19 protein-coding genes are annotated in these 18,895 nt (G+C 71.6%); 6 read left to right on the forward strand and 13 right to left on the reverse strand.

What is annotated here, in order from left to right; genetic code table 11:
• Nucleotides 1-5: 5 nt before the first annotated feature.
• The 9 genes from nuoI to AC1UE4_RS23350 form a co-directional block, all read right to left on the reverse strand.
• Nucleotides 6-542 carry an NADH-quinone oxidoreductase subunit NuoI gene (gene nuoI / locus AC1UE4_RS23310; protein WP_482919728.1) on the reverse strand — a complete coding sequence of 179 codons (537 nt, stop codon included), beginning with the start codon at nucleotides 540-542 and terminating at the stop codon, nucleotides 6-8.
• Nucleotides 542-1,567 (reverse strand): NADH-quinone oxidoreductase subunit NuoH, encoded by a 1,026-nt coding sequence (gene nuoH, locus AC1UE4_RS23315; RefSeq protein WP_482919729.1) that lies wholly within the window; start codon nucleotides 1,565-1,567, stop codon nucleotides 542-544. Before nuoH ends, nuoI begins: the two co-directional genes overlap by 1 nt.
• On the reverse strand, nucleotides 1,564-4,011 hold the full coding sequence (gene nuoG, locus AC1UE4_RS23320) for an NADH-quinone oxidoreductase subunit NuoG (protein WP_482919730.1): 2,448 nt from the start codon (nucleotides 4,009-4,011) through the stop codon (nucleotides 1,564-1,566). The genes nuoH and nuoG overlap by 4 nt, the downstream gene beginning before the upstream one ends.
• A 3-nt stretch (nucleotides 4,012-4,014) precedes the next feature.
• On the reverse strand, nucleotides 4,015-5,328 hold the full coding sequence (gene nuoF, locus AC1UE4_RS23325; RefSeq protein WP_482919731.1) for an NADH-quinone oxidoreductase subunit NuoF: 1,314 nt from the start codon (nucleotides 5,326-5,328) through the stop codon (nucleotides 4,015-4,017).
• The gene (locus tag AC1UE4_RS23330; protein ID WP_482919732.1) at nucleotides 5,328-6,053 is read right to left on the reverse strand and encodes an NADH-quinone oxidoreductase subunit NuoE family protein; all 726 of its coding nucleotides are present in this window, start codon (nucleotides 6,051-6,053) and stop codon (nucleotides 5,328-5,330) included. The genes nuoF and AC1UE4_RS23330 overlap by 1 nt, the downstream gene beginning before the upstream one ends.
• Complete coding sequence (locus AC1UE4_RS23335) at nucleotides 6,050-7,303, reverse strand: NADH-quinone oxidoreductase subunit D (RefSeq protein ID WP_482919733.1); 1,254 nt, start codon at nucleotides 7,301-7,303, stop codon at nucleotides 6,050-6,052. The genes AC1UE4_RS23330 and AC1UE4_RS23335 overlap by 4 nt, the downstream gene beginning before the upstream one ends.
• Nucleotides 7,300-7,809: an NADH-quinone oxidoreductase subunit C gene (locus tag AC1UE4_RS23340; RefSeq protein ID WP_482919734.1), complete on the reverse strand. Its 510-nt coding sequence runs from the start codon at nucleotides 7,807-7,809 to the stop codon at nucleotides 7,300-7,302. Before AC1UE4_RS23340 ends, AC1UE4_RS23335 begins: the two co-directional genes overlap by 4 nt.
• Nucleotides 7,802-8,398, reverse strand: a complete 597-nt coding sequence (locus AC1UE4_RS23345; protein WP_482919810.1) for an NADH-quinone oxidoreductase subunit B — start codon at nucleotides 8,396-8,398, stop codon at nucleotides 7,802-7,804. The genes AC1UE4_RS23340 and AC1UE4_RS23345 overlap by 8 nt, the downstream gene beginning before the upstream one ends.
• An 86-nt stretch (nucleotides 8,399-8,484) precedes the next feature.
• Entirely contained in the window at nucleotides 8,485-8,847 is a 363-nt protein-coding gene (locus AC1UE4_RS23350) for an NADH-quinone oxidoreductase subunit A (RefSeq protein WP_482919735.1), read from the reverse strand.
• 68 nt (nucleotides 8,848-8,915) lie between these two features.
• Here AC1UE4_RS23350 and AC1UE4_RS23355 point away from each other — a divergent pair, with 68 nt between their 5' ends.
• Entirely contained in the window at nucleotides 8,916-9,368 is a 453-nt protein-coding gene (locus AC1UE4_RS23355; protein WP_482919736.1) for a hypothetical protein, read from the forward strand.
• On the opposite strand, the gene AC1UE4_RS23360 is transcribed toward AC1UE4_RS23355, so the two are convergent.
• Both AC1UE4_RS23360 and AC1UE4_RS23365 read right to left on the reverse strand, forming a co-directional pair.
• Nucleotides 9,346-9,825: a flavin reductase family protein gene (locus AC1UE4_RS23360; RefSeq protein WP_482919737.1), complete on the reverse strand. Its 480-nt coding sequence runs from the start codon at nucleotides 9,823-9,825 to the stop codon at nucleotides 9,346-9,348. The genes AC1UE4_RS23355 and AC1UE4_RS23360 overlap by 23 nt on opposite strands.
• 155 nt (nucleotides 9,826-9,980) lie before the next feature.
• Complete coding sequence (locus AC1UE4_RS23365; RefSeq protein WP_482919738.1) at nucleotides 9,981-10,376, reverse strand: plastocyanin/azurin family copper-binding protein; 396 nt, start codon at nucleotides 10,374-10,376, stop codon at nucleotides 9,981-9,983.
• Between the two features lie 36 nt (nucleotides 10,377-10,412).
• On the opposite strand from AC1UE4_RS23365, the gene AC1UE4_RS23370 reads away from it, so the two are divergent.
• On the forward strand, nucleotides 10,413-10,829 hold the full coding sequence (locus AC1UE4_RS23370) for a c-type cytochrome (RefSeq protein ID WP_482919739.1): 417 nt from the start codon (nucleotides 10,413-10,415) through the stop codon (nucleotides 10,827-10,829).
• A gap of 9 nt (nucleotides 10,830-10,838) precedes the next feature.
• On the forward strand, nucleotides 10,839-12,086 hold the full coding sequence (serS, locus tag AC1UE4_RS23375; RefSeq protein WP_482919740.1) for a serine--tRNA ligase: 1,248 nt from the start codon (nucleotides 10,839-10,841) through the stop codon (nucleotides 12,084-12,086).
• On the opposite strand, the gene AC1UE4_RS23380 is transcribed toward serS, so the two are convergent.
• Nucleotides 12,083-12,466, reverse strand: a complete 384-nt coding sequence (locus AC1UE4_RS23380; RefSeq protein ID WP_482919741.1) for an STAS domain-containing protein — start codon at nucleotides 12,464-12,466, stop codon at nucleotides 12,083-12,085. The two genes, serS and AC1UE4_RS23380, sit on opposite strands and share 4 nt — an antisense overlap.
• A gap of 86 nt (nucleotides 12,467-12,552) precedes the next feature.
• On the opposite strand from AC1UE4_RS23380, the gene AC1UE4_RS23385 reads away from it, so the two are divergent.
• Entirely contained in the window at nucleotides 12,553-15,087 is a 2,535-nt protein-coding gene (locus tag AC1UE4_RS23385) for a M14 family zinc carboxypeptidase (protein WP_482919742.1), read from the forward strand.
• 12 nt (nucleotides 15,088-15,099) lie between these two features.
• Here the strand turns inward: AC1UE4_RS23385 and AC1UE4_RS23390 are convergent, their stop codons facing one another.
• Entirely contained in the window at nucleotides 15,100-15,993 is an 894-nt protein-coding gene (locus AC1UE4_RS23390; protein WP_482919743.1) for a hypothetical protein, read from the reverse strand.
• A gap of 192 nt (nucleotides 15,994-16,185) precedes the next feature.
• Here AC1UE4_RS23390 and AC1UE4_RS23395 point away from each other — a divergent pair, with 192 nt between their 5' ends.
• The gene (locus tag AC1UE4_RS23395; RefSeq protein ID WP_482919744.1) at nucleotides 16,186-17,289 is read left to right on the forward strand and encodes an NAD(P)/FAD-dependent oxidoreductase; all 1,104 of its coding nucleotides are present in this window, start codon (nucleotides 16,186-16,188) and stop codon (nucleotides 17,287-17,289) included.
• A gap of 23 nt (nucleotides 17,290-17,312) precedes the next feature.
• The gene (locus AC1UE4_RS23400; protein ID WP_482919745.1) at nucleotides 17,313-18,848 is read left to right on the forward strand and encodes a thiamine pyrophosphate-binding protein; all 1,536 of its coding nucleotides are present in this window, start codon (nucleotides 17,313-17,315) and stop codon (nucleotides 18,846-18,848) included.
• Nucleotides 18,849-18,895 lie beyond the last annotated feature (47 nt).

Consider the following 18,895-nt stretch of genomic DNA (forward strand, 5'->3'; position numbering starts at 1 on the left):
AGCCCTCACTCGCCCTCACGGCGCAGCGGCGTGCGCTCGAGCGGCTCGGTGAGGAGCATCTCCTTCGTGAAGATGAGGTCCGACCGGTTGTAGTCGCTCATCTCGTAGTCGTGCCCCATCGTGATCGCGTCGAACGGGCACGCGACCTCGCAGTAGCCGCAGAAGATGCAGCGCGACAAGTTGATCTCGTAGACGGCCGCGTAGCGCTCGCCGGCCGAGACGCGGTGCTCGGGCGTGTTCTCCGCCGCGACGACGCGGATGCAGTCGACGGGGCAGGCGGCCGCGCACAGCGAGCAGCCGACGCACTTCTCCAGCCCGGTGTCCTCGAAGCGGTGCAGCCGGTGCCGCCCGCGGAAGCGCGGGTAGACCGGCGTCTTCTCCTCGGGGTACTGGATCGTGCTCGGCTTCTCGAGCAGCCGGCCGAAGGTCGTCTTGAGCCCGCGCAGCGTCTCGCCGAACACGCGATAGGCGCCGCCGGCGCCGCCGGGCTCGGGCGCGCGGACGACCTCGACGACGTCGGGACCGGGGTCGTAGGGAGTCATCAGTCGAGCGTCACCACCAGGATCGCCGTGACCAGCGCGTTGAGCGTGGCCAGCGGCAGGAGGACCTTCCAGCCCAGCGACATGAGCTGGTCGTAGCGCAGGCGCGGCAGCGTCGCGCGCACCCACATGAAGAAGAACAGGAAGAGGAACATCTTCCCGAGCACGACGAACGGGTCGACCCACGTCGGCGGGTCGATGCCGAACGGCAGCAGCCAGCCGCCGAGGAAGAAGGTCGTCGCCAGCAGCGAGACCGTGAGCATGTTCAGGTACTCGGCGAAGAGGAAGGCGACCATCTTCGTGCCGCCGTACTCCGTCATGTAGCCCTGCACGAGCTCGGCGTCCGCCTCGGGGAGGTCGAACGGCGCGCGGTTGGTCTCCGCGAAGCCGGCGACCAGGAAGATGAGGAAGCCGACGATCTGCGGGACGATGTACCACATGCCCTGCTGGGCGTCGACGATGCCCGTCAGCGACAGCGTGCCCGCGGTCATGAGCACGCCGACGAGCGCGAGGCCCTGCGACACCTCGTACGAGATGAGCTGGGCGGCGGCGCGCATCGCGCCGAGGAACGAGTACTTCGACCCGCTCGCCCAGCCGCCGAGCATGAGCCCGTAGAACGCGATCGCGCCGAACGCGAAGACGTAGAGGACGCCGATCGAGACGTCGATGCCGTAGAGGCCGACCTCGGTGCCGAAGATGTCGACGGTGTCGCCGAACGGGATGATCGCGAACGCGGCGACCGCGGTCATGATCGAGATCACCGGCGCGAGCGTGTAGAGGAACGGGATCGCGGTCTTCGGCCGCACGTTCTCCTTCGTCGCGAACTTCACGATCTCCGCCAGCGGCTGGAACGCGCCGAACGGGCCGACGCGGTTCGGGCCGTAGCGCATCTGGAAGCGCCCGAGGATCTTGCGCTCGCCGATGATGACGAGCGGCAGGAGCTGCAGGGCGACGACGAAGATGACGATCCCCTTGAGGACCTGGATCCACCAGTCCTCGTAGACCGCGGCATCAGCCAGGACCGTCACGGCTTGCGCACCTCCACCAGCTCCTCGCCGGTGAGCGCGTTCGCCGCGTCCTCGGCCACGTTCTCCTCCAGGAAGACCGTCCCCGCCGGCATGTCGTGCCGCAGGGCGACGGTCGCGCGCACGCGGGTGCCGTTCGCGCCGACCTCGACGCGCTCGCCGTGCGTGAGCCCGAGTCGCGCCGCGTCCTCCGGCGACATCTCGGCCCGCTGGCGCGCGGTCAGGAACTTCAGGGCCGGCGACACCTCGACCTCGGGCGCCGCCCAGATCGACCGGAAGGTGCCGAGGCGCAGGCGCCCGTTCGGGCTGGCCGCGGGCGCCGGTGAAGAGGGGGTCTCCGCGCGCGCGGGGATCTCGGGGAACGCCGAGGCGGCGTCGCGCTCGTGCCAGCGGATGCCCTTGCCGGCGATCTCGTCGAGCGTCAGCCCGGCGTAGAACGGCACCGCGGCGGCGAGCTGCTGGAACGCCATGCCGCCGGTGAAGACGCCGAGGTCGAGGCCGGCGCGCGAAGCGATGTCGGCGATGACCTGCCACTCGAAGCGGTTGCCGCCCTGGTGGCCGATCGACTGGCGCACGCGCTGCAGGCGGCCGTCGGGGTGCACGACCGTGCCCTCCTTCTCGGCGCCCGACTCGTGCGGGAAGACGATCGTCGCGTGCTCGCGGATGCCCTCGGTGAGGAACGCGGCGTGCGCGATGACGGTGCTCGCGCGGTCGAGGCCGCGCTGCCACGTCGTGCGGTCCGGCAGCTCGCGCAGCGGATCGACGTTGAGCAGGTAGACGGCGGCCAGCGACCCGTCGGCCAGCGCGGCGCCGATCTCCGGCGTCGCGCGCCCGGCCGGCGCCTCGGCGTAGCCCGGCGCGACGCCGGGCGCGAAGCCCGCCTCGCGCAGGCCGCGGCCGTTCGTGCCGGCCGGCACCTCGAGCAGCCCGGCGCCCTTGCGCCCGCGCAGCGACAGCGCCTCGGCGAGCGCGAGCACGCCGGCGGCCGAGCGCAGGCGCTCGCCCCACACGACGACGACGTCGGTGCCGATGCCGCCGAGCCAGTCGGCCAGCCCGCGCACGTCCTGCTCCGACGCGCCCGCCGCCGAGGCGGCCGACGCGATGTCGCCGCCGCGGAGCGCCGCCGCCAGCGCGGCGGCGAGCTCTCCGCCCCGGCCCGGCGCGTAGCGCACCGAGACCGCGGCGTTCGGGTCCAGCGCGGACGGGCGCGAGGTGGCGACCGCGAGCTTCACGCGGTTGCGCCGCACGCCCTTGCGGATGCGCAGGTCGAGGATCGGCGCGTCGTCGATCGGCTCGGTGTCGAGCACGAGCACGGCGTGCGCCCAGTCGAGGTCCTCGACCTCGGCCTGCAGCGCCGGATCGGCGAGCGCGAGCAGGTCGTCGCGCGACCGCGACCCGTACGGGGCGCTGTCGAGATCGGTCGCGCCGAAGCCCTCGCGCAGCAGCCGCTGCAGCAGGAAGGCCTCCTCGTTGGTGGTCTCGCCGCCGGCGATCGCGCCGATGGCGCCGCCGGCGCGCCTCAGCGCGGCCGCGGCCTCGTCGAGCGCACGCTCCCACGACACGGGGCGCAGCTCGCCGCCGTCGCGGACCATCGGCTCGGTGATGCGCTCGTCGACGTGCGCCGCCTGGTAGGCGAAGCGGCCCTTGTCGCACAGCCAGCCGTCGTCGACGGCGTCGTTGTCGCGGCCGAGCACGCGCAGGACGCGCTCGTCACGGACGGTGAAGGTGACGTTGCACTGCGACGGGCACAGCGTGCAGATCGACGCGGCGTTCTCGATGTCCCACGGGCGCGCGCGGAAGCGGTACGGGCGCGAGGTCAGCGCGCCGACCGGGCACAGCTCCGTGATGTTGCCGCTGAACGGCGCGACGTAGGGATGGCCGTCGAAGGTCGAGACGTACGTCGCGGCGCCGCGCTCCTGCAGGACGAGCTGGTAGTCCTCGGCGACCTCCTGCGAGAACCGCACGCAGCGGTAGCAGAGGATGCAGCGCTCGCGGTCGATGTGGATGAGCGGCGACAGCGCGAGCGGCTTCTGGAAGTGGCGCTTGGGCTCGATGAACCGCGAGCGGCCGCCGCCCCACCCGAACGAGATGTCCTGCAGCGGGCACTCGCCGCCCTTGTCGCAGACCGGGCAGTCGAGCGGGTGGTTGACGAGCAGGAACTCGACGACCGCCTCCTGCGCGGTGCGCACCCGGTCGGTCTGCGTGTGGACGACCATGCCGTCCTTGACCGGCGTCGAGCACGCGGTCTGCAGCTTCGGGATGCCCTCGACCTCGACGAGGCACATGCGGCACGCGCCCACCGGCTGGCCGAGCTTCGGCTCGTAGCAGAAGACCGGGATCTCGATGTCGCCGTACTTCGCGGCGTCGACCAGCATCGCGTTCTGGGGCGCGGTCACCTCGAGGCCGTCGATGGTGAACGTCACCATCTGCACGTCGGGACGCGGCATCGCTCAGTGCGCTCCCTGCAGGACTTGGAGCGGGACGTCGAGGGGCTCGTCGAGCGCCAGCTCGTTGCGGCGCCGCGCCTCCTCGATGTACGCCTCGAACTCGGGCCGGAACTTCGCGACCATCGAGCCGACCGGCATCGCCATCGCGTCGCCGAGGACGCAGAGGCAGTTGCCGATGATGTTCTCGCAGACCGACGCGACGATGTCGAGGTCCATCGGGGTCGCCTCGCCCGACTTGATGCGCTCGAGCATCTTCACGGTCCAGTTCGTGCCCTCGCGGCACGGCGAGCACTTCCCGCACGACTCGTGGCGGTAGAACTCGGCCGTCCACAGCGCGACGTCGACGACCGAGTGCGAGTCGTCGATGACGATGATCGCGCCGGACCCGAGCATCGAGCCGGCCTTCGCCATCGAGTCGAAGTCATACGGCAGGTCGAGGTGCTCGGGCAGCAGCACCGGCGCGCTCGAGCCGCCGGGGAACCAGAACTTGACCTCGCGCCCGTCGGGCGGGCCGCCGGCGAGGTCGTAGATGATCTCCCGCGCGGGGATGCCGAGCTCGATCTCGTAGTTGCCGGGCCGCTTGACGTTGCCCGACACCGACACGAGCTTCGTGCCGGTCGACGTCTCGGTGCCGATCGTCGCGTACTCCGCGCCGCCCATCGCGAGGATGTGCGGCACGGTCGACAGCGTCTCGACGTTGTTGATGAGGGTCGGCCCCTGGTAGAGGCCCTGGTTCGCGGGGAACGGCGGCTTCAGGCGCGGGTTGCCGCGCTTGCCCTCGAGCGAGTCGAGCAGCGCCGTCTCCTCGCCGCAGATGTACGCGCCCGCGCCGCGGTGCACGACGAGCGACAGCGTCAGGTCCGAGCCGAGGATCCGCTCGCCCAGGTAGCCGGCCCGCTCCGCCTCGGCGACCGCCGCGTCGAGGACGTCGGCCTGCAGCGCGTACTCGCCGCGGATGTAGATGAACGCGCGGTTGATGCCCGCCGCGTACGCGGCGATGATCATGCCCTCGATGAGCTGATGCGGGTTCTTCTGCATCAGCTCGCGGTCCTTGAAGGTGCCGGGCTCGGACTCGTCCGCGTTGCAGCAGAGGTACTTGTCCATCGAGCCCTTCGGCAGGAAGGACGCCTTCTTGCCCATCGAGAACCCGGCGCCGCCGCGGCCGCGCAGGCCCGATGCGTTCAGCTCCGCGAGCACCTCGTCGGGCGTCATCTCGAGCGCCCGGCGCAGCTGGCGGTACCCGCCGCGGCGCTCGTAGACGTCGAGCGTGGCGAGCCCCGGCTCGTCGATCTCCTTGAACAGCAGGATGTCCGTCATCAGCCTTGCTCCGGCGCCTCCGGCGCCTGCTCGATCGGGGCCACCGGGCCGTCCTTCGTCTCGTCGCCCATCGGCGGGCCGAACGACGTCGGCGCGCCCGGCGACGCGGCCTTCGGGTCGACGCTGCGGCGCTTGCCGATCTGCTTCTCCGGAAGCGGCGCCCGCCCGTTGCGGATCTGCTCGACGAGCGTCGGCACCTCGTCGAGCTCGATCGGGCCGACGTAGACGTTGTCGATCGACGCCATCGGCGCGATGTCGCACGCCCCGAGGCACTCGAAGTGGCGCGCGTCGATGTCCGGGTCGTCGCCCACCTCGGCCTGGATCGCGTCGAAGAGCTGCCGGCCGCCGTTGAGCGAGCACGAGATGTTCGTGCAGACGTAGACACGATGGGGCCCGATGGGCTTCGTGTCGAACATGTCGTAGAAGGTCGCGACGGAGATCAGGTACGCGGGCGTGAGCCGCATGACCGCCGCGGTCTGCTCGATCGCCTCGGGCGAGCACCAGCCGTGCACCCGCTGCGCCGCCGCCAGCGCGGGCAGCGCCGCCGACCGGCGATCGGGGTACTTGGCCATGATCCCCTCGATCTCGGCGCGCAGGTCCGCGGGGACCGCGGTGAGCGCCTCGTCCGGGACGCCGATCGGGTCCTTGTCGAGGTCGACCGAGTCGTCCCAGCCGGGGACGCGCGAGCCGTGCGCGAAGCGGGGGACAGGCGGCAGACCGCTCACCGGTCGATGCCTCCGAGGACCGGGTCCATCATCGCCAGCGTCGCGATGAAGTCCGCGATGTAGTGGTTGCGGACCATGTCGCCGGTCGCCTGCAGGTTCACGAACGAGGGGTCGCGCATGTGCACGCGCGCCGGCTTCGCCGAGCCGTCGGAGCGCACGAAGCACCCGTACTCGCCGCGCGGGCCCTCGATCGGGAAGTAGACCTCGCCCGGCGGGACGCGGAAGCCCTCGGTGACGAGCTTGAAGTGGTGGATGAGCGACTCCATCGACGTCGCCAGCTCGTGCCGCGGCGGCAGCACGACCTTGCGGTCGTCGGCGACGTAGGGGCCCTCGGGCAGCCCGTCGAGCGCCTGGTCGATGATCGCGCAGCTCTCGTAGATCTCGCGATGGCGGACCGCGTATCGGTCGTAGTTGTCGCCCTCGGTCCCGATCGGGATCTTGAACTCGAAGTCCTCGTACGACGAGTACGGCGCCGCCTTGCGCAGGTCCCACGGCACGCCGGCGGCGCGCAGCAGCGGGCCGGTCACGCCGAGCTCGAGCATCCGCTCCTTCGGCACGACGCAGAGATGGCGCAGGCGCTGCAGCAGGATCTCGTTGCGGTTGAGCAGCGCGCCGTACTGGTCGGCGCGCTCGCGCATGCCCTTCGTGAAGACGCGGACCTTCTCGGCCCAGCCCGGCGGGATGTCCTCGGCGACGCCGCCGATCTGGAAGTACCGCGTGTGCATCCGCTGGCCGGACGACATCTCGAAGAGGTCGAGGATCGACTCGCGGTCGCGGAAGCAGTACCAGAACATCGAGATCGCGCCGAGGTCCAGCGCGCTCGTCCCCAGCCACACCAGGTGCGACTTGATCCGGTTGAGCTCCATGTGGATGACGCGCAGGTACTGGGCCCGCTTGGGCACCTCCAGCTCGAGCAGCGTCTCCACCGCGCCGCAGAACGCGTACGCGTTGAAGTAGTAGGCGAGGTAGTCCATCCGCTCGACGACGGGGATGACCTTCCAGTAGCTCTTGTCCTCGGCCGTCTTCTCGATGCCGGTGTGGACGTAGCCGATGACCGGCTTGACGTCGCGGACGACCTCGCCCTCGAGCGTGGTCATGAGCCGCAGCACCCCGTGCGTCGCCGGGTGGTGCGGGCCGAAGTTGATGGTGAGGAGCTCGTCGGTGGTGTCGGCCTGCTCCTCTCGCGCGAAGCCGTCGCCGTACGGATCGACCTGAAGCGGGCCGCTCGAAGGCGTGTCGAGAGCGCTCATTGCGTGTAGTCCGTCCCGCGTGCGTCGTTGAAGGTGAAGAGGACCGGCTCGCCGCCGACCGGGAAGTCGCGGCGCTGGGGGAAGCCCTCGTAGTCCTCCGGCATGAGGATGCGGCGCAGGTCCGGATGGCCGTCGAAGACCACGCCGAACATGTCGTAGACCTCGCGCTCCTGGTGGTCGGCCGTCGGCCACTCGGGCGTCACCGACGGCACGTTCGGCGCCTCGGTGTGGACGCGCAGCTTGACCGTCAGGCGATCCACGGTCTCCATGTCGAGGAGCTCGTAGTGCACGCCGAGGCGCGGCTCCTCCGGGTAGTAGTCGACGCCGTGCACGCTGGCGAGGAAGCGGAAGCCCTTGCCGCGCAGGTGCTCGAGCACGAACCCGATCTTCGACGGCTCGACGATGATCGTGCCCTTGCCGCGGAAGTGCAGCGTGTCGAGGACCGCGTCCGCGTCGGCGTCCCGGAGCTCCCCGGCGAGGAGCTCGAGCCCGGTGGCGTCAGGCACCCCCGGTGACCTCGCGGTAGACGTTGTCCGCGGTGGGGGTCTCGTCGCTGCTCGGGACGACCTCGGTCGTCTGCTCGGCGCCGTAGCGCTCACGCCAGCCCATCGCCGGGTCGTCCTGGATCATCGAGCGCAGGCGCAGGATCCCGTGCACGAGCGACTCCGGCCGCGGCGGGCAGCCGGGGACGTGAACGTCGACCGGCATGAACTTGTCGGCCGGGACGATCGCGTAGTTGTTGAAGACGCCGGTCGACGACGAGCACGCGCCCATCGCGATGGCGAACTTCGGCTCGAGCATCTGGTCGTAGATGCGCCGGACGATCGGCGCCATCTTGATGCTGATCCGGCCCGACAGGATGATCATGTCGGCCTGGCGCGGCGAGGCGCGGAACGCCTCGAAGCCGAAGCGCGCGATGTCCATGCGGCCGGCGACCATGGTCATCATCTCGATCGCGCAGCAGGCGAGGCCGAACGTGAGCGGGAAGATCGCGTTGCCCTGCGCCCACTGGACGGCCTTGTCGAGCGTCGTGGTGATGAGCCGCGACTGGACGTACTCCTCGAGCTCCCGGCCCTCCAGGTCGCCGCGCAGCATGTCGCGGGCGCGCAGCTGCTGCAGGCGGAAGTCGGTGGGGCGCTCCGGCGTCGTGGGGTGGCCGGGGATGGCCGGCGAGTGGCGGACTACTTCCATTCGAGCGCACCTCGGCGCCAGACGTAGACGAAGGCGATGGCCAGCAGCGCGATGAAGACGATCGTCTCGACCATCGCGAACGTCCCGAACGCCCGCAGCTGGACGGCGACGGGGTAGAGGAAGATGACCTCGATGTCGAAGAGGATGAAGAGCATCGCGATCAGGTAGAAGCTGATCCCGAAGCGGAAGTTCTTCTTGACCTCCGACGGCAGGCCGCACTCGTACGGGTCGCCCTTGGCGATGTTCTGACGGCGCCCCCTTGTGCCGAACAGCGCGTTGAGGAACGCGAACACGGTCCCGACGAGCGTTCCCAGACCGAGGAAGACGAGGGCGGGGAGGTACGAGCGGAGCATCGGGATTCAGCGGTATAGCACTGTTTGTGCGCGATTGTTACTTAGTGCCGGGCGACACGATCTGACCCATGGAAGCGCTGACCGAGAGCACTGCCCTGGTGGCGGCGATCCTGAACGCCCTCGCCGCCGGATATGGCGGCTACAGATGGTGGCGGGTCGAGGTCTCGCGTGCGTTCTGGGTCCTCGTCCGCACCGGCCAGGTCGCGAGCCTCGTCGTCGCGCTCGTGGCGGGCGCCGCGTACCTGTCGGGGTCGCGGCCCGACGACGGGCTCTTCTGGCTCTACGCCGTGCTGCCGGTCGTCGTCGGGTTCCTGGCCGAGCAGTACCGGATCCTCTCGGCCCGGACGGTGCTCGATCAGCGCGGGCTGGAGGACGCCAAGGCGGTCGGCACGCTGCCGGAGGCCGAGCAGCGCTCGGTCGTCCTGCAGATCGTGCGACGCGAGATGGGGACGATGGTGCTCGGTGCGGCGGCGGCGGCGTTCCTGCTGGTGCGCCTGCTCACCGTGACGAGCGGTCTCTGAGCTCCCCGTACGCGCCGCGGAAGAACAGCAGCGGGTCGCCGACGCCGAGGCGCAGGTCGCGCACGGCGCCGAGCGCGATGACGTGGTCGCCGGCCTCGACGAGCCGGTCGACGTCGCAGACGAGCCACGCGAGCGCGGCGTCGAGCACCGGCACGCCGTGCGCCTCGGTGTGCGTCACCTCGCGGAACTTCTCCTTCGCGACCGCCTTCGAGGCGAACAGCTGCGCCAGCTCCTCGTCGCCGGCGCGCAGGAAGTTGACGGCGAAACGCTCGGCGCGCTGCACGGCCGGCAGCGTCCGCGACGTGCGGTCGAAGCACACGAGGACGAGCGGCGGGTCGAGCGAGACCGACGAGAACGCGTTCGTCGTCAGGCCGGCGGGGCCGGGCGCGGTGACGATCGTGACGCCGGTCGGGAACGCGCCGAGCGTGTCGCGGAAGCGTCGCTGGTCGAGGCTCACCCGGAGCAACGATAAGGCGAGGAGGATGAGGCCCGGCGCACGACCCCTTCCGTTGCCGCCGGTGGGAAGACGGATCGCGAAGGGACACACTGAGCGACCGTCTGCCGGATCGGCGCCGGGCGGCTATCCAGTTCGCCGCTCGCGAGCGGTTCCCTTCACTCGCCCTCGACCGTCAGCGTGCCGTATTGCCCCAGGTCGTCGTGGTTGGCGATCGTGCAGACGATCCGGTACTTCCCGGCCGCGAGGTCGTCGATCGTGACGGAGGTGCTCTCGCCCGGCTGCGCGCTGCGCGTCCCGGCGATCTCGGTCGGCAGCGCCTCGAGGTCGTCCTCGTTCTGCTTGACCACCTGGAGGTTGTGCGTGAGGCGCCCGACGTTCGTCGCGACGATCCGCAGGCGCCCCTCCTTGACGCGCAGGTCCTGCGGGATCAGCCGGAACTCATCCAGGCGGATGCGGAGGGTCCGGCCGTCGACGTCGACGGGGTCGGACCCGCAGCCGGACAGCAACGCTCCGGCGACGAGGAGGCTCGCGATTGCACGATGACGGGTCATGAACGGGCGCAAGTGTCCTAGAGTGGCGCCCCGCTGATGGTCACACGCTCGTTCAAGCCTGCCGCCGGGCTCCTCGTCGCCTCCGCTCTGCTCGCCGCCTGCGGCCAGCAGGGGGTCAAGCTCGAGGGCGGCGACCAGGCGTCCAACTCCCGCTTGCGCCAGGGCGCCGAGATCTTCTCCGACAAGTGCTCGGGCTGCCACACCCTCGAGTCCGCCGGTACCCAGGGCTCGGCCACCAAGGTCCGCGATCGCGAGCGGACCGACGGCCCGAACTTCAACCAGCGCAACGAGGACGTCGAGTCCGTCCTCTACGCCATCCGCAACGGCGGGTTCTCGGGGGCGATCATGCCCGAGAACATCGTGGTCGGCGACGACGCGAAGAAGGTCGCCGAGTACATCGCCAAGTACGCCGGCAAGGACGCGAAGAGCCCGCCGGCTCCGAACAACCCGTAGCCGCGCGGGGTGCTCGACCCCAAGCGGATCCGCCGGGAGCCTGACGCGGTCCGTGCCGCGCTCGCGCGGCGCGGCGACGCGCCGGCCGCGACGCTCGACCGCTGGTTCGAGCTGGACGAGCGCTGGCGCGCGGCGGTCGCGCGCTTCGAGGAGCTGCGCGCCGAGCAGAACGCGGCGAGCCAGGAGATCGGCCGCGCCAAGAAAGCCGGCGAGGACGCGTCGGAGGCGATGGCGCGGATGCGCGAGGTCGCCGGCCGGGTCAAGGAGCTCGGCACCGAGCGCGACGCCGTCGAGAGCGAGCGCGACGCGCTGCTCTCCTCGCTGCCCAACGTCGCGGAGGACGGCGCGCCCGACGAGGACACGACGATCCGCGAGGTCGGCGACGCGACGAAGGCCGGCCGCGACCACCTCGAGCTGGCGGGCGAGCTCATCGACATGGACCGCGCCGCGCGGCTGTCCGGGTCGCGTTTCGCGTACCTGCGCGGCGACCTCGTGATGCTCGAGTTCGCGCTCGTGATGTGGGCGCTGCAGAAGCTGCGCGCCAAGGGCTTCGAGCCGGTCGTGCCGCCCGTGCTCGTGCGCGAGGAGGCGCTCTACGGGACGGGCATGCTCCCCGACACGGAGCAGGCGATCTACCGCGTGCCCGAGGACGACCTCTACCTCGTCGGCACCTCCGAGGTCGCGCTCGCGTCGCTGCACGCCGACGAGATCCTCGACGCGTCCGCGCTGCCCAAGCGCTACTCGGGCTTCTCGTCGTGCTTCCGCCGTGAGGCCGGCGCCGCGGGCCGCGACACGCGCGGCATCTTCCGCGTCCATCAGTTCGACAAGGTCGAGATGTTCTCGTTCGTCCCGCCCGAGGAGTCGCCGGCCGAGCACCTGCGGCTGCTCGCGATCGAGGAGGAGATCCTCCAGGAGCTCGGGATCCCGTACCGGGTCGTCGACATCGCGGTGGACGACCTCGGGGCCTCGGCGGCGCGCAAGTACGACTGCGAGGCGTGGATGCCCGGGCAGCAGCGCTACCGCGAGGTGACGTCGACTTCCAACACAACGGACTTCCAGGCGCGGCGTCTGAAGATCCGGATGCGGCCCGAGAACGGCAAGCCGGAGGAGCTGCACACGCTCAACGGGACGGCCGTGACGTGGCGCCACATCATCGCCCTGCTCGAGAACGGCCAGCGCGAGGACGGCTCCGTCGCCCTGCCCGAGATGCTGACCGCCTTCGGCGCTCCGGCCGAGCTGGCGCCCGCCGCGAACTAGGACCGCTGGGTCGCGCCGTTGCGGCGCACGCGGGCGATCGCCTCGTCGCGCGTCGGGGCGATGTCGAACGTCGAATCCAGCCGCGTGATCTCGAAGAGCCGAAGAACGGTGGGATTCGAGACTGCCAGGGCGAGCGCCCCCTGCTGCCGGGTGACCCGCCGCAGGGCGTTCAGCAGGACGCTGAGGCCGGTCGAGTCGATGAACTCGACGTCGGTCATGTCGATGACCACGCCGGTCTTCCCCTTGGCGATGGCGTCGTTCAGCCGCTCCGAGAACTCCGGGGCAGTCGAGACGTGGACCTCACCGCGAACGGCGATCAGGTGGGTGGAGTCGTCGAGCGCTTCGTCGCTCAGATCGAACTGCGGGGAAGCGAAGGACATCAGGCGCCCCGGACCATACCCGGATCTCATCCCCCCGGTCACGGGTCGGCCCGCAAGTTCCCCCGGAAGGCGGCGTTGGCGCCGACATGCGTCGCCTCGTCACGTCCGTCGCCTTCCTGCTCGTCCTCGTCGCCGCCGCGCCCGCAGCGGCGACGCCCGTCTGCACGGACGGGTACAAGGGCGGCCCGCCGCTCGACCTCTGCGGTGGCCGGATCTTCCCCGAGGCGCCGCTCACGCGCGCGTACGTGCAGTACACGGCGGACCCGTTCGGGTTCATCGAGTACCAGCACGGCATCGAGTACCTCGCGCAGCAGTACCCGCAGTACGTCTCGGTCTTCAAGCTGAGCGACCTCTACGGCCCGACCGCGGTCAGCGCCGGCCCCGACGGCAAGCGGCCCGGCGAGGAGGGCGACACCGGGGACGGGCGCGAGATCCAGGTCGTGAAGATCACCGACCACGAGGTGCCCGACGACGACAAGCAGGCCCTCTTCTACTCGCTGTCGGTGCACGGCAACGAGCGCGGCGGCCTGGAGGGCGGCCTGCGCACCGCCGAGGACCTCGCGGTCGCCGCCACTGAAGGCGGCTCGATCAGCGACGGCGTCGACAACTACACGTCGACGACGGGGCGCAAGCCGGCGTTCCACTCCTACGAGGTCGCGGACCTGCTCAAGAAGGAGGTCGTCTACCTCGTCGACTTCAACGTCGACGGCTGGGCGGTCGGCGACCTGTGGGCCAAGCCGCCGCTGCCGTACGAGCGCGGCAACTCGATCGGCACCGACATCAACCGCCAGATGCCGACGATCGGCCGCATCGACCCGCGCCGCAACCCGCTGCAGGAGTCCGAGGCGGCGTCCGGCCACAAGTTCATGCACGAGGTCGCGGCGCAGTCGGCCGGCGGCAAGATGGCCTACGGCGCCGACGTCCACGGCGAGCTGACCTCGCAGGCCTACGTCGACGTCATGTACCCGGCGGGGCAGTTCGACTCCGTGCAGCACCGGCGGCTGATGGCGATCGCCGAGCGCACGAAGTCGGTCATCGACGACACGCTGTACGGCGGGATCGTCGACCAGATCGAGGAGGCGACGTCCGGCAACGAGGGTGAGGCGGAGTCGGGCGACATCCCGACGAAGCCCGCGCACTGGGCGACGGTGTGGGACACGCTCGGCTACACGGACACCGGGTTCATCGGCGACTACATGGCGACCGACCTCGGCGTGACCGGGATGGACTACGAGATCTTCCTGAACCACACCGTCCCGGACAAGATCTGGAACGTCTACCTGCAGGAGAACCACATCAACGCGACGCGGGCGATCATCAAGACGTCGATGGCGTACGCGCTCTTCCAGGAGGACGAGTTCAACGCGGACAACGTCGTCGTCGACCCGGTCGGGCGTGCGGGCTACGTGACCAACCCCGACACGGTCACCGACCGCGACGAGAACGGGGCCGGAACGCTGCCGGGGCCGGACAAGGACGGTGTGGGCGCGGACGGCAAGCCCGTGACGCAGCGGTCCTACGAGGCGACGAACCAGCGGTTCTTCGCGGACGAGAGCGAGCTCATGCCGTCGCCGCTCGTGCCGGTGGCGTCGGCCGACGTCGCCGCGGGCGGCGCGTCGCTGGACCGCGTCGACACGCTGGTGCTGGCCGACGTGGTGCGGCCCGCCGACGATCGCGGCCGCAGCGTCGACGCGGCGGCGTACGCGAAGTCGCTGGGCGATTGGGTGCGCCGTGGGGGCAACCTCGTCCTCACCGACCGCGCGCTGCATGCGCTGGCGGAGCTGGGCGTCGTGCCGGCCGACGCCGTCAAGGACATCCAGGTCTACCAGCCGTACGCGAACATCGAGGACTTCGAGCACCCGATGGTCGAGGGGCTGCGGCCGAACGCGCGGCAGCTCGTCGAGGGCGGGCCGCTCGGCTTCGGGATCGACGGGGTCGACGGGACGACGCCGATGACGGTCGTCGACTCGGAGGCGTGGAAGGCCGCCGGCGGGCACACGATCGGCACGACCGGCGACACCGACGGGACGTCCGACGACGGGTCGCAGGTCTCGGTCGGCGAGCTGCCGCTCGGCGACGGCAAGATCCGCATCGTGGGCGGCGCGCTGCCGATGCCGACCGAGCAGAACGACCATCGCTACGGCCTGCGCGACTACGCGCTGACGTACACCGGGCTGTTCATCCTCGAGAACAGCATCCGGCACGACGACCCGGACCTCGGCGTCGACCCGCCGGCCGATCCTCCGGCCGATCCGTCGACCGAGTCGTCGTCGTCGGAGACACCGGCCGAGTCCTCGCCGCCGTCGACCCCGTGGCCCGCGACCGTGGCGCCCTCCTCGTCGCCGAAGCCCGTCACGTCGCGCGCCTGCCCGGTGAAGCGGCTGCGGATCCCCGTGCGCGACCCGCGCGGCCGCGCGACGCTGCGGTGGATCACGGTCGACACCGGCAGCGAGCCGGTGCGCCTGCTCAGAGGCAAGAAGCTCCGCGCGCTGCGCCGCGGCGGCCGCTTCCTGGTGCCGGTCTCCGTCGGCACGAGCCGCGCCCGGACCATCCGCCTCGTCGCCCGGACGACGACCGGCAAGACGCTGCGCGTCAGCCGCCGCGTGCCGGCCTGCCGGTGAGCCGCCGCGCCGTCAGGAGTGCCGGACGCGCGGCTCGATGGTGACGAGGACCTGGAGGTAGGTCCGTCCGTCGATCACGCGCTTGCGGGCCCGCTGCTCGAGGAGCCGGCGCGGGCCCGTGAGCTTCACCTCGTCGCCGAGGTCGTAGGTGGTGCGCGCCTCGCGGGCGGCCTGCGGGGAGATCGCGTAGCGGTCGGTGATCACGATGGGGTCACGGTCGCCGGCGCGGCGGACGACGTCGTCGGCCGGGACGCCCGCGTGCTCGGCGACGGTGGCGAGGAACCGATCCGGCAGCACGGCCGTCGGGCTCGCGGCGGCCGCGGCGACGGCACGCGCGATCGGCTCGTCGTCGCCGTGCTGGAAGTCCTTGCGCAGCACGTCGCTCGCGATCGCGGCGACGCGCTTCAGGCGCTCCTTGGGGTTCGGCCGCGCCTGCGCGCCGAGGAAGCGCATCCAGTACTGCGCGGCGCCCGGCGTCTGGTCGTCGACGACCCACAGCGGCGCGTCGTCGGGGCCGGGGAGGACGGCCGCCTTCTGCAGCCCGCGGGCGCGCGGCAGCACGTGCGGGATCACGATCTCGTGCAGTGCCTCGGCGGCATCGACCGCGCCGGGCTCCCACCGCACGTCCTCGAGCGGCGCCAGCTCCACCTTCATCACGGCGAGGAAGTCCTCGCCGTCCGCCATGCCGCGGACGAAGAGCAGCAGCCCGCCGCGCGCCGACCCGTCGTCGGCGAGCCGCTCGGCCGCCGCGGCGGCGACGTCCGCGAAGTCCCCCAGCGCGCAGTCGGCGAGCCGCTCGAAGATCACCGGCTGCCCGTCGCGCCACCACGCCGGCGCCGACCGGCTGTCGAGCTCCTTGCGCTGATCGAGCAGCCGGTCGAGGTACGCGTCGATCCGCTGGCGCACTGGCGCTGCGAGAGCGGAGGGGTCGACCGCCCCGATCCGCCGCACCCGCGACCCTCCGGCATCGGGCCCATCGGCCCCCCCGGCCTCTCCGCGAGAGGGCTCCCTCTCCGCGCGTGCGTCTTCGAGGTGGTGGAGGGCGAAGGCTTCGAGGGCGCGGTTCACGGGCCGGAGATCATGGCGTAGCGTGCGCGCATGCTCCCTTCCCGCGCTTCGGTGGTCGTCATCGGAGGCGGCGTGATGGGGGCGAGCATCGCGTTCCATCTCGCGGAGGCCGGCGTCGAGGACGTCCTTCTCCTCGAGCGCGGGCAGCTCGGCGGCGGGTCGACGTCGAAGGCGGCGGGCGGCGTCCGCGCCCAGTTCTCCGACGAGGTGAACGTGCGGCTCGGGGCGCGGTCGCTCGAGGCGTTCGCGGACTTCGGGCGGCGGCCCGGCGCGGAGATCGACCTGCACCGGGTCGGCTACCTGTTCGTCCTCACGCGCCCCGAGGACGTCGCCACGTTCGAGCGCAGCATCGCGATGCAGAACGCGCTCGGCGTGCCGTCGCGGCTGATCGGGCCGGAGGAGGCGAAGCGCCTCTCGCCGGTGCTGCGCGTCGACGACGTGCTCGCCGCGGCGTGGTCGCCCGACGACGGTCACGCGACGCCCGACGCGGTCGTGCAGGGCTACGCCGCCGGCGCCCGCGCGCACGGCGCGACGGTCGTGACCGGCTGCGAGGTGACGGGGCTCGACGGGCGCGACGTCGTCACGCCGCGCGGCACGGTCACGACGGAGTGCGTCGTGTGCGCCGCGGGACCGTGGTCGGCGGCGATCGGCGCGATGGCCGGCGTCGTCCTGCCGGTCGAGCCGCTGGCGCGCCGCATCCGCTTCACCGGCCCCGTCGAGGGACTGGAGGGCGACGTCCCGATGACGATCGACTTCGCGACCGGCTTCTACTTCCACCGGGAGGGACCGGGTCTGCTGATGGGCATCGCGACCGAGGCCGAGGACGTCGAGACCGCGCTCGCCGACGCCGCCGAGCATCGCGCGCCCGCGATCGCGCGCGCCGAGCTGCGTGGCGGCTGGACCGGCCTCTACGAGATGACCCCCGACCACAACGCGCTCATCGGCGAGATCTCCGGCGACCCGCGCTTCCTCTACGCGACCGGCTTCTCCGGCCACGGCTTCCTCCAGGCGCCCGCCGTCGGCGAGACCATCCGCGACCTCTTCCTCGGCCGCACCCCGGAGATCGACGTGACACCCCTCGACGTCGCCCGCTTCGGCCTCGGCGCCGAGCGGCCGGAGAGGAACGTCGTGTGAGCGCGGCCGGCGAGGCACGTCGTGTGAGCACCGGCGCCGAGGCGCTCGTCTCCGCCCTCGAGACGCACACCGACGTCGTCTTCGGCCTGCCCGGCGTGCACAACCTCCCCGCGTGGGAGGCGCTGCGGGCGTCGCCGATCCGCCTGGTCTCCGTCCGCCACGAGCAGACGGCGGCGTACGCGGCCGACGGCTACGCGCGGGCGACGGGGCGTCCGGGCGTCGCGCTCGTCACGACGGGCCCCGGCGCGGCGAACACCGTGACCGCGACGGGCGAGGCGTACGCGTCGGGATCGCCGCTCGTCGTCATCGCCACCGACGTCCCGTCGACGCTGCGCCGCCCCGGCGTCAACCGCGGCGTCCTGCACGAGACCGACGACCAGCCCGCCCTCTTCGCGCCGGTCACGAAGGCCCGCTTCGAGGCCGTGCCCGGCGACGACCTCGAAGCCCTCGTCGACCACGCGATCCGCGTTGCGACGCGCCCGCCGATGGGTCCGGTCTACGTCGGCATCCCCACCGATCTGCTCGGGGCGGCGGCACAGCAGTCGCGTCTTGACGCGGCGCTGCCAGAGGAAGGTGCCACGGTCGACGAGGCGGCCGTTGACCAGGCCGCGTCTCTGCTCGCCGCGGCGGAGCGACCGCTCGTCTGGGCCGGTGCCGGCGCGGTCGATGCGGGGAAGGCGGTAGGGGCGCTTGCCGAGCGGCTCGGGGCGCCGCTCGTCACGACGCTCTCCGCGGCGGGCGTGCATCCGAGCGAGCTGCGGCCGGCGCATCACCCCGCCGTCGGCGCGCTGTGGGACGCGGCGGACGTGGTCGTCGCGATCGGCAGCGACTTCGACGGGACCGACACGCAGAACTGGGCGATGCCGCGGCCGCCGGCGCTCATCGCGGTCAACGTCGACCGCGACGACGCGGCGAAGTCGTGGACGCCCGACGTGATGATCCACTTGGAGGCGGAGCCGGCGGCGGGGGCGCTGCTCCATCAGGTCACGGCGAGGGCCCCGTGGTTCGAGCGGCCGGACGTCTCCATCGACGACCCGGACGCCGCCACGTTGCTCGACGCGATCCCGGCCGACGCGGTCGTGGTCTGCGACATGTGCATCCCCGGCTACTGGATCGGCGGGTTCCACCGGCCGGCGTCACCGCGCTCGGTGCTGTACCCGATCGGATGGGGAACGCTGGGGTTCGGGTTCCCGGCGGCGATCGGCGCCGCGCTCGCCGGCCGCACCACGATCGCGGTCGTCGGCGACGGCGGGTTCCTCTTCGCCTGCGGGGAGCTCGCGACCGTCGCGCAGGAGCGGATCCCGCTCACGATCGTGCTCTTCGACGACAAGGGCTACGGGATGCTGCGCCACGACGGCGGCGACCCGTTCGTGCTGCACACGCCGGACTTCGTGAAGCTCACCGAGGCGTTCGACGTGCCCGCCGAGCGAGTCGCGCTCGAGGACCTGAAGACGAAACTCACGCAGCCTCCGGACGGCCCCCGGATGCTCGTCGTCGAGGCGGCGCTCGCACCGCCGGTGAACACCTCGCCGAAGTGGCCGCGACGCTCGCGAACTTGAGCGCGCGCTGAACATTTACGACAAGCGTCCGAATCGCGTGACAACCG

The organism is Parviterribacter kavangonensis (genome assembly GCF_056863335.1).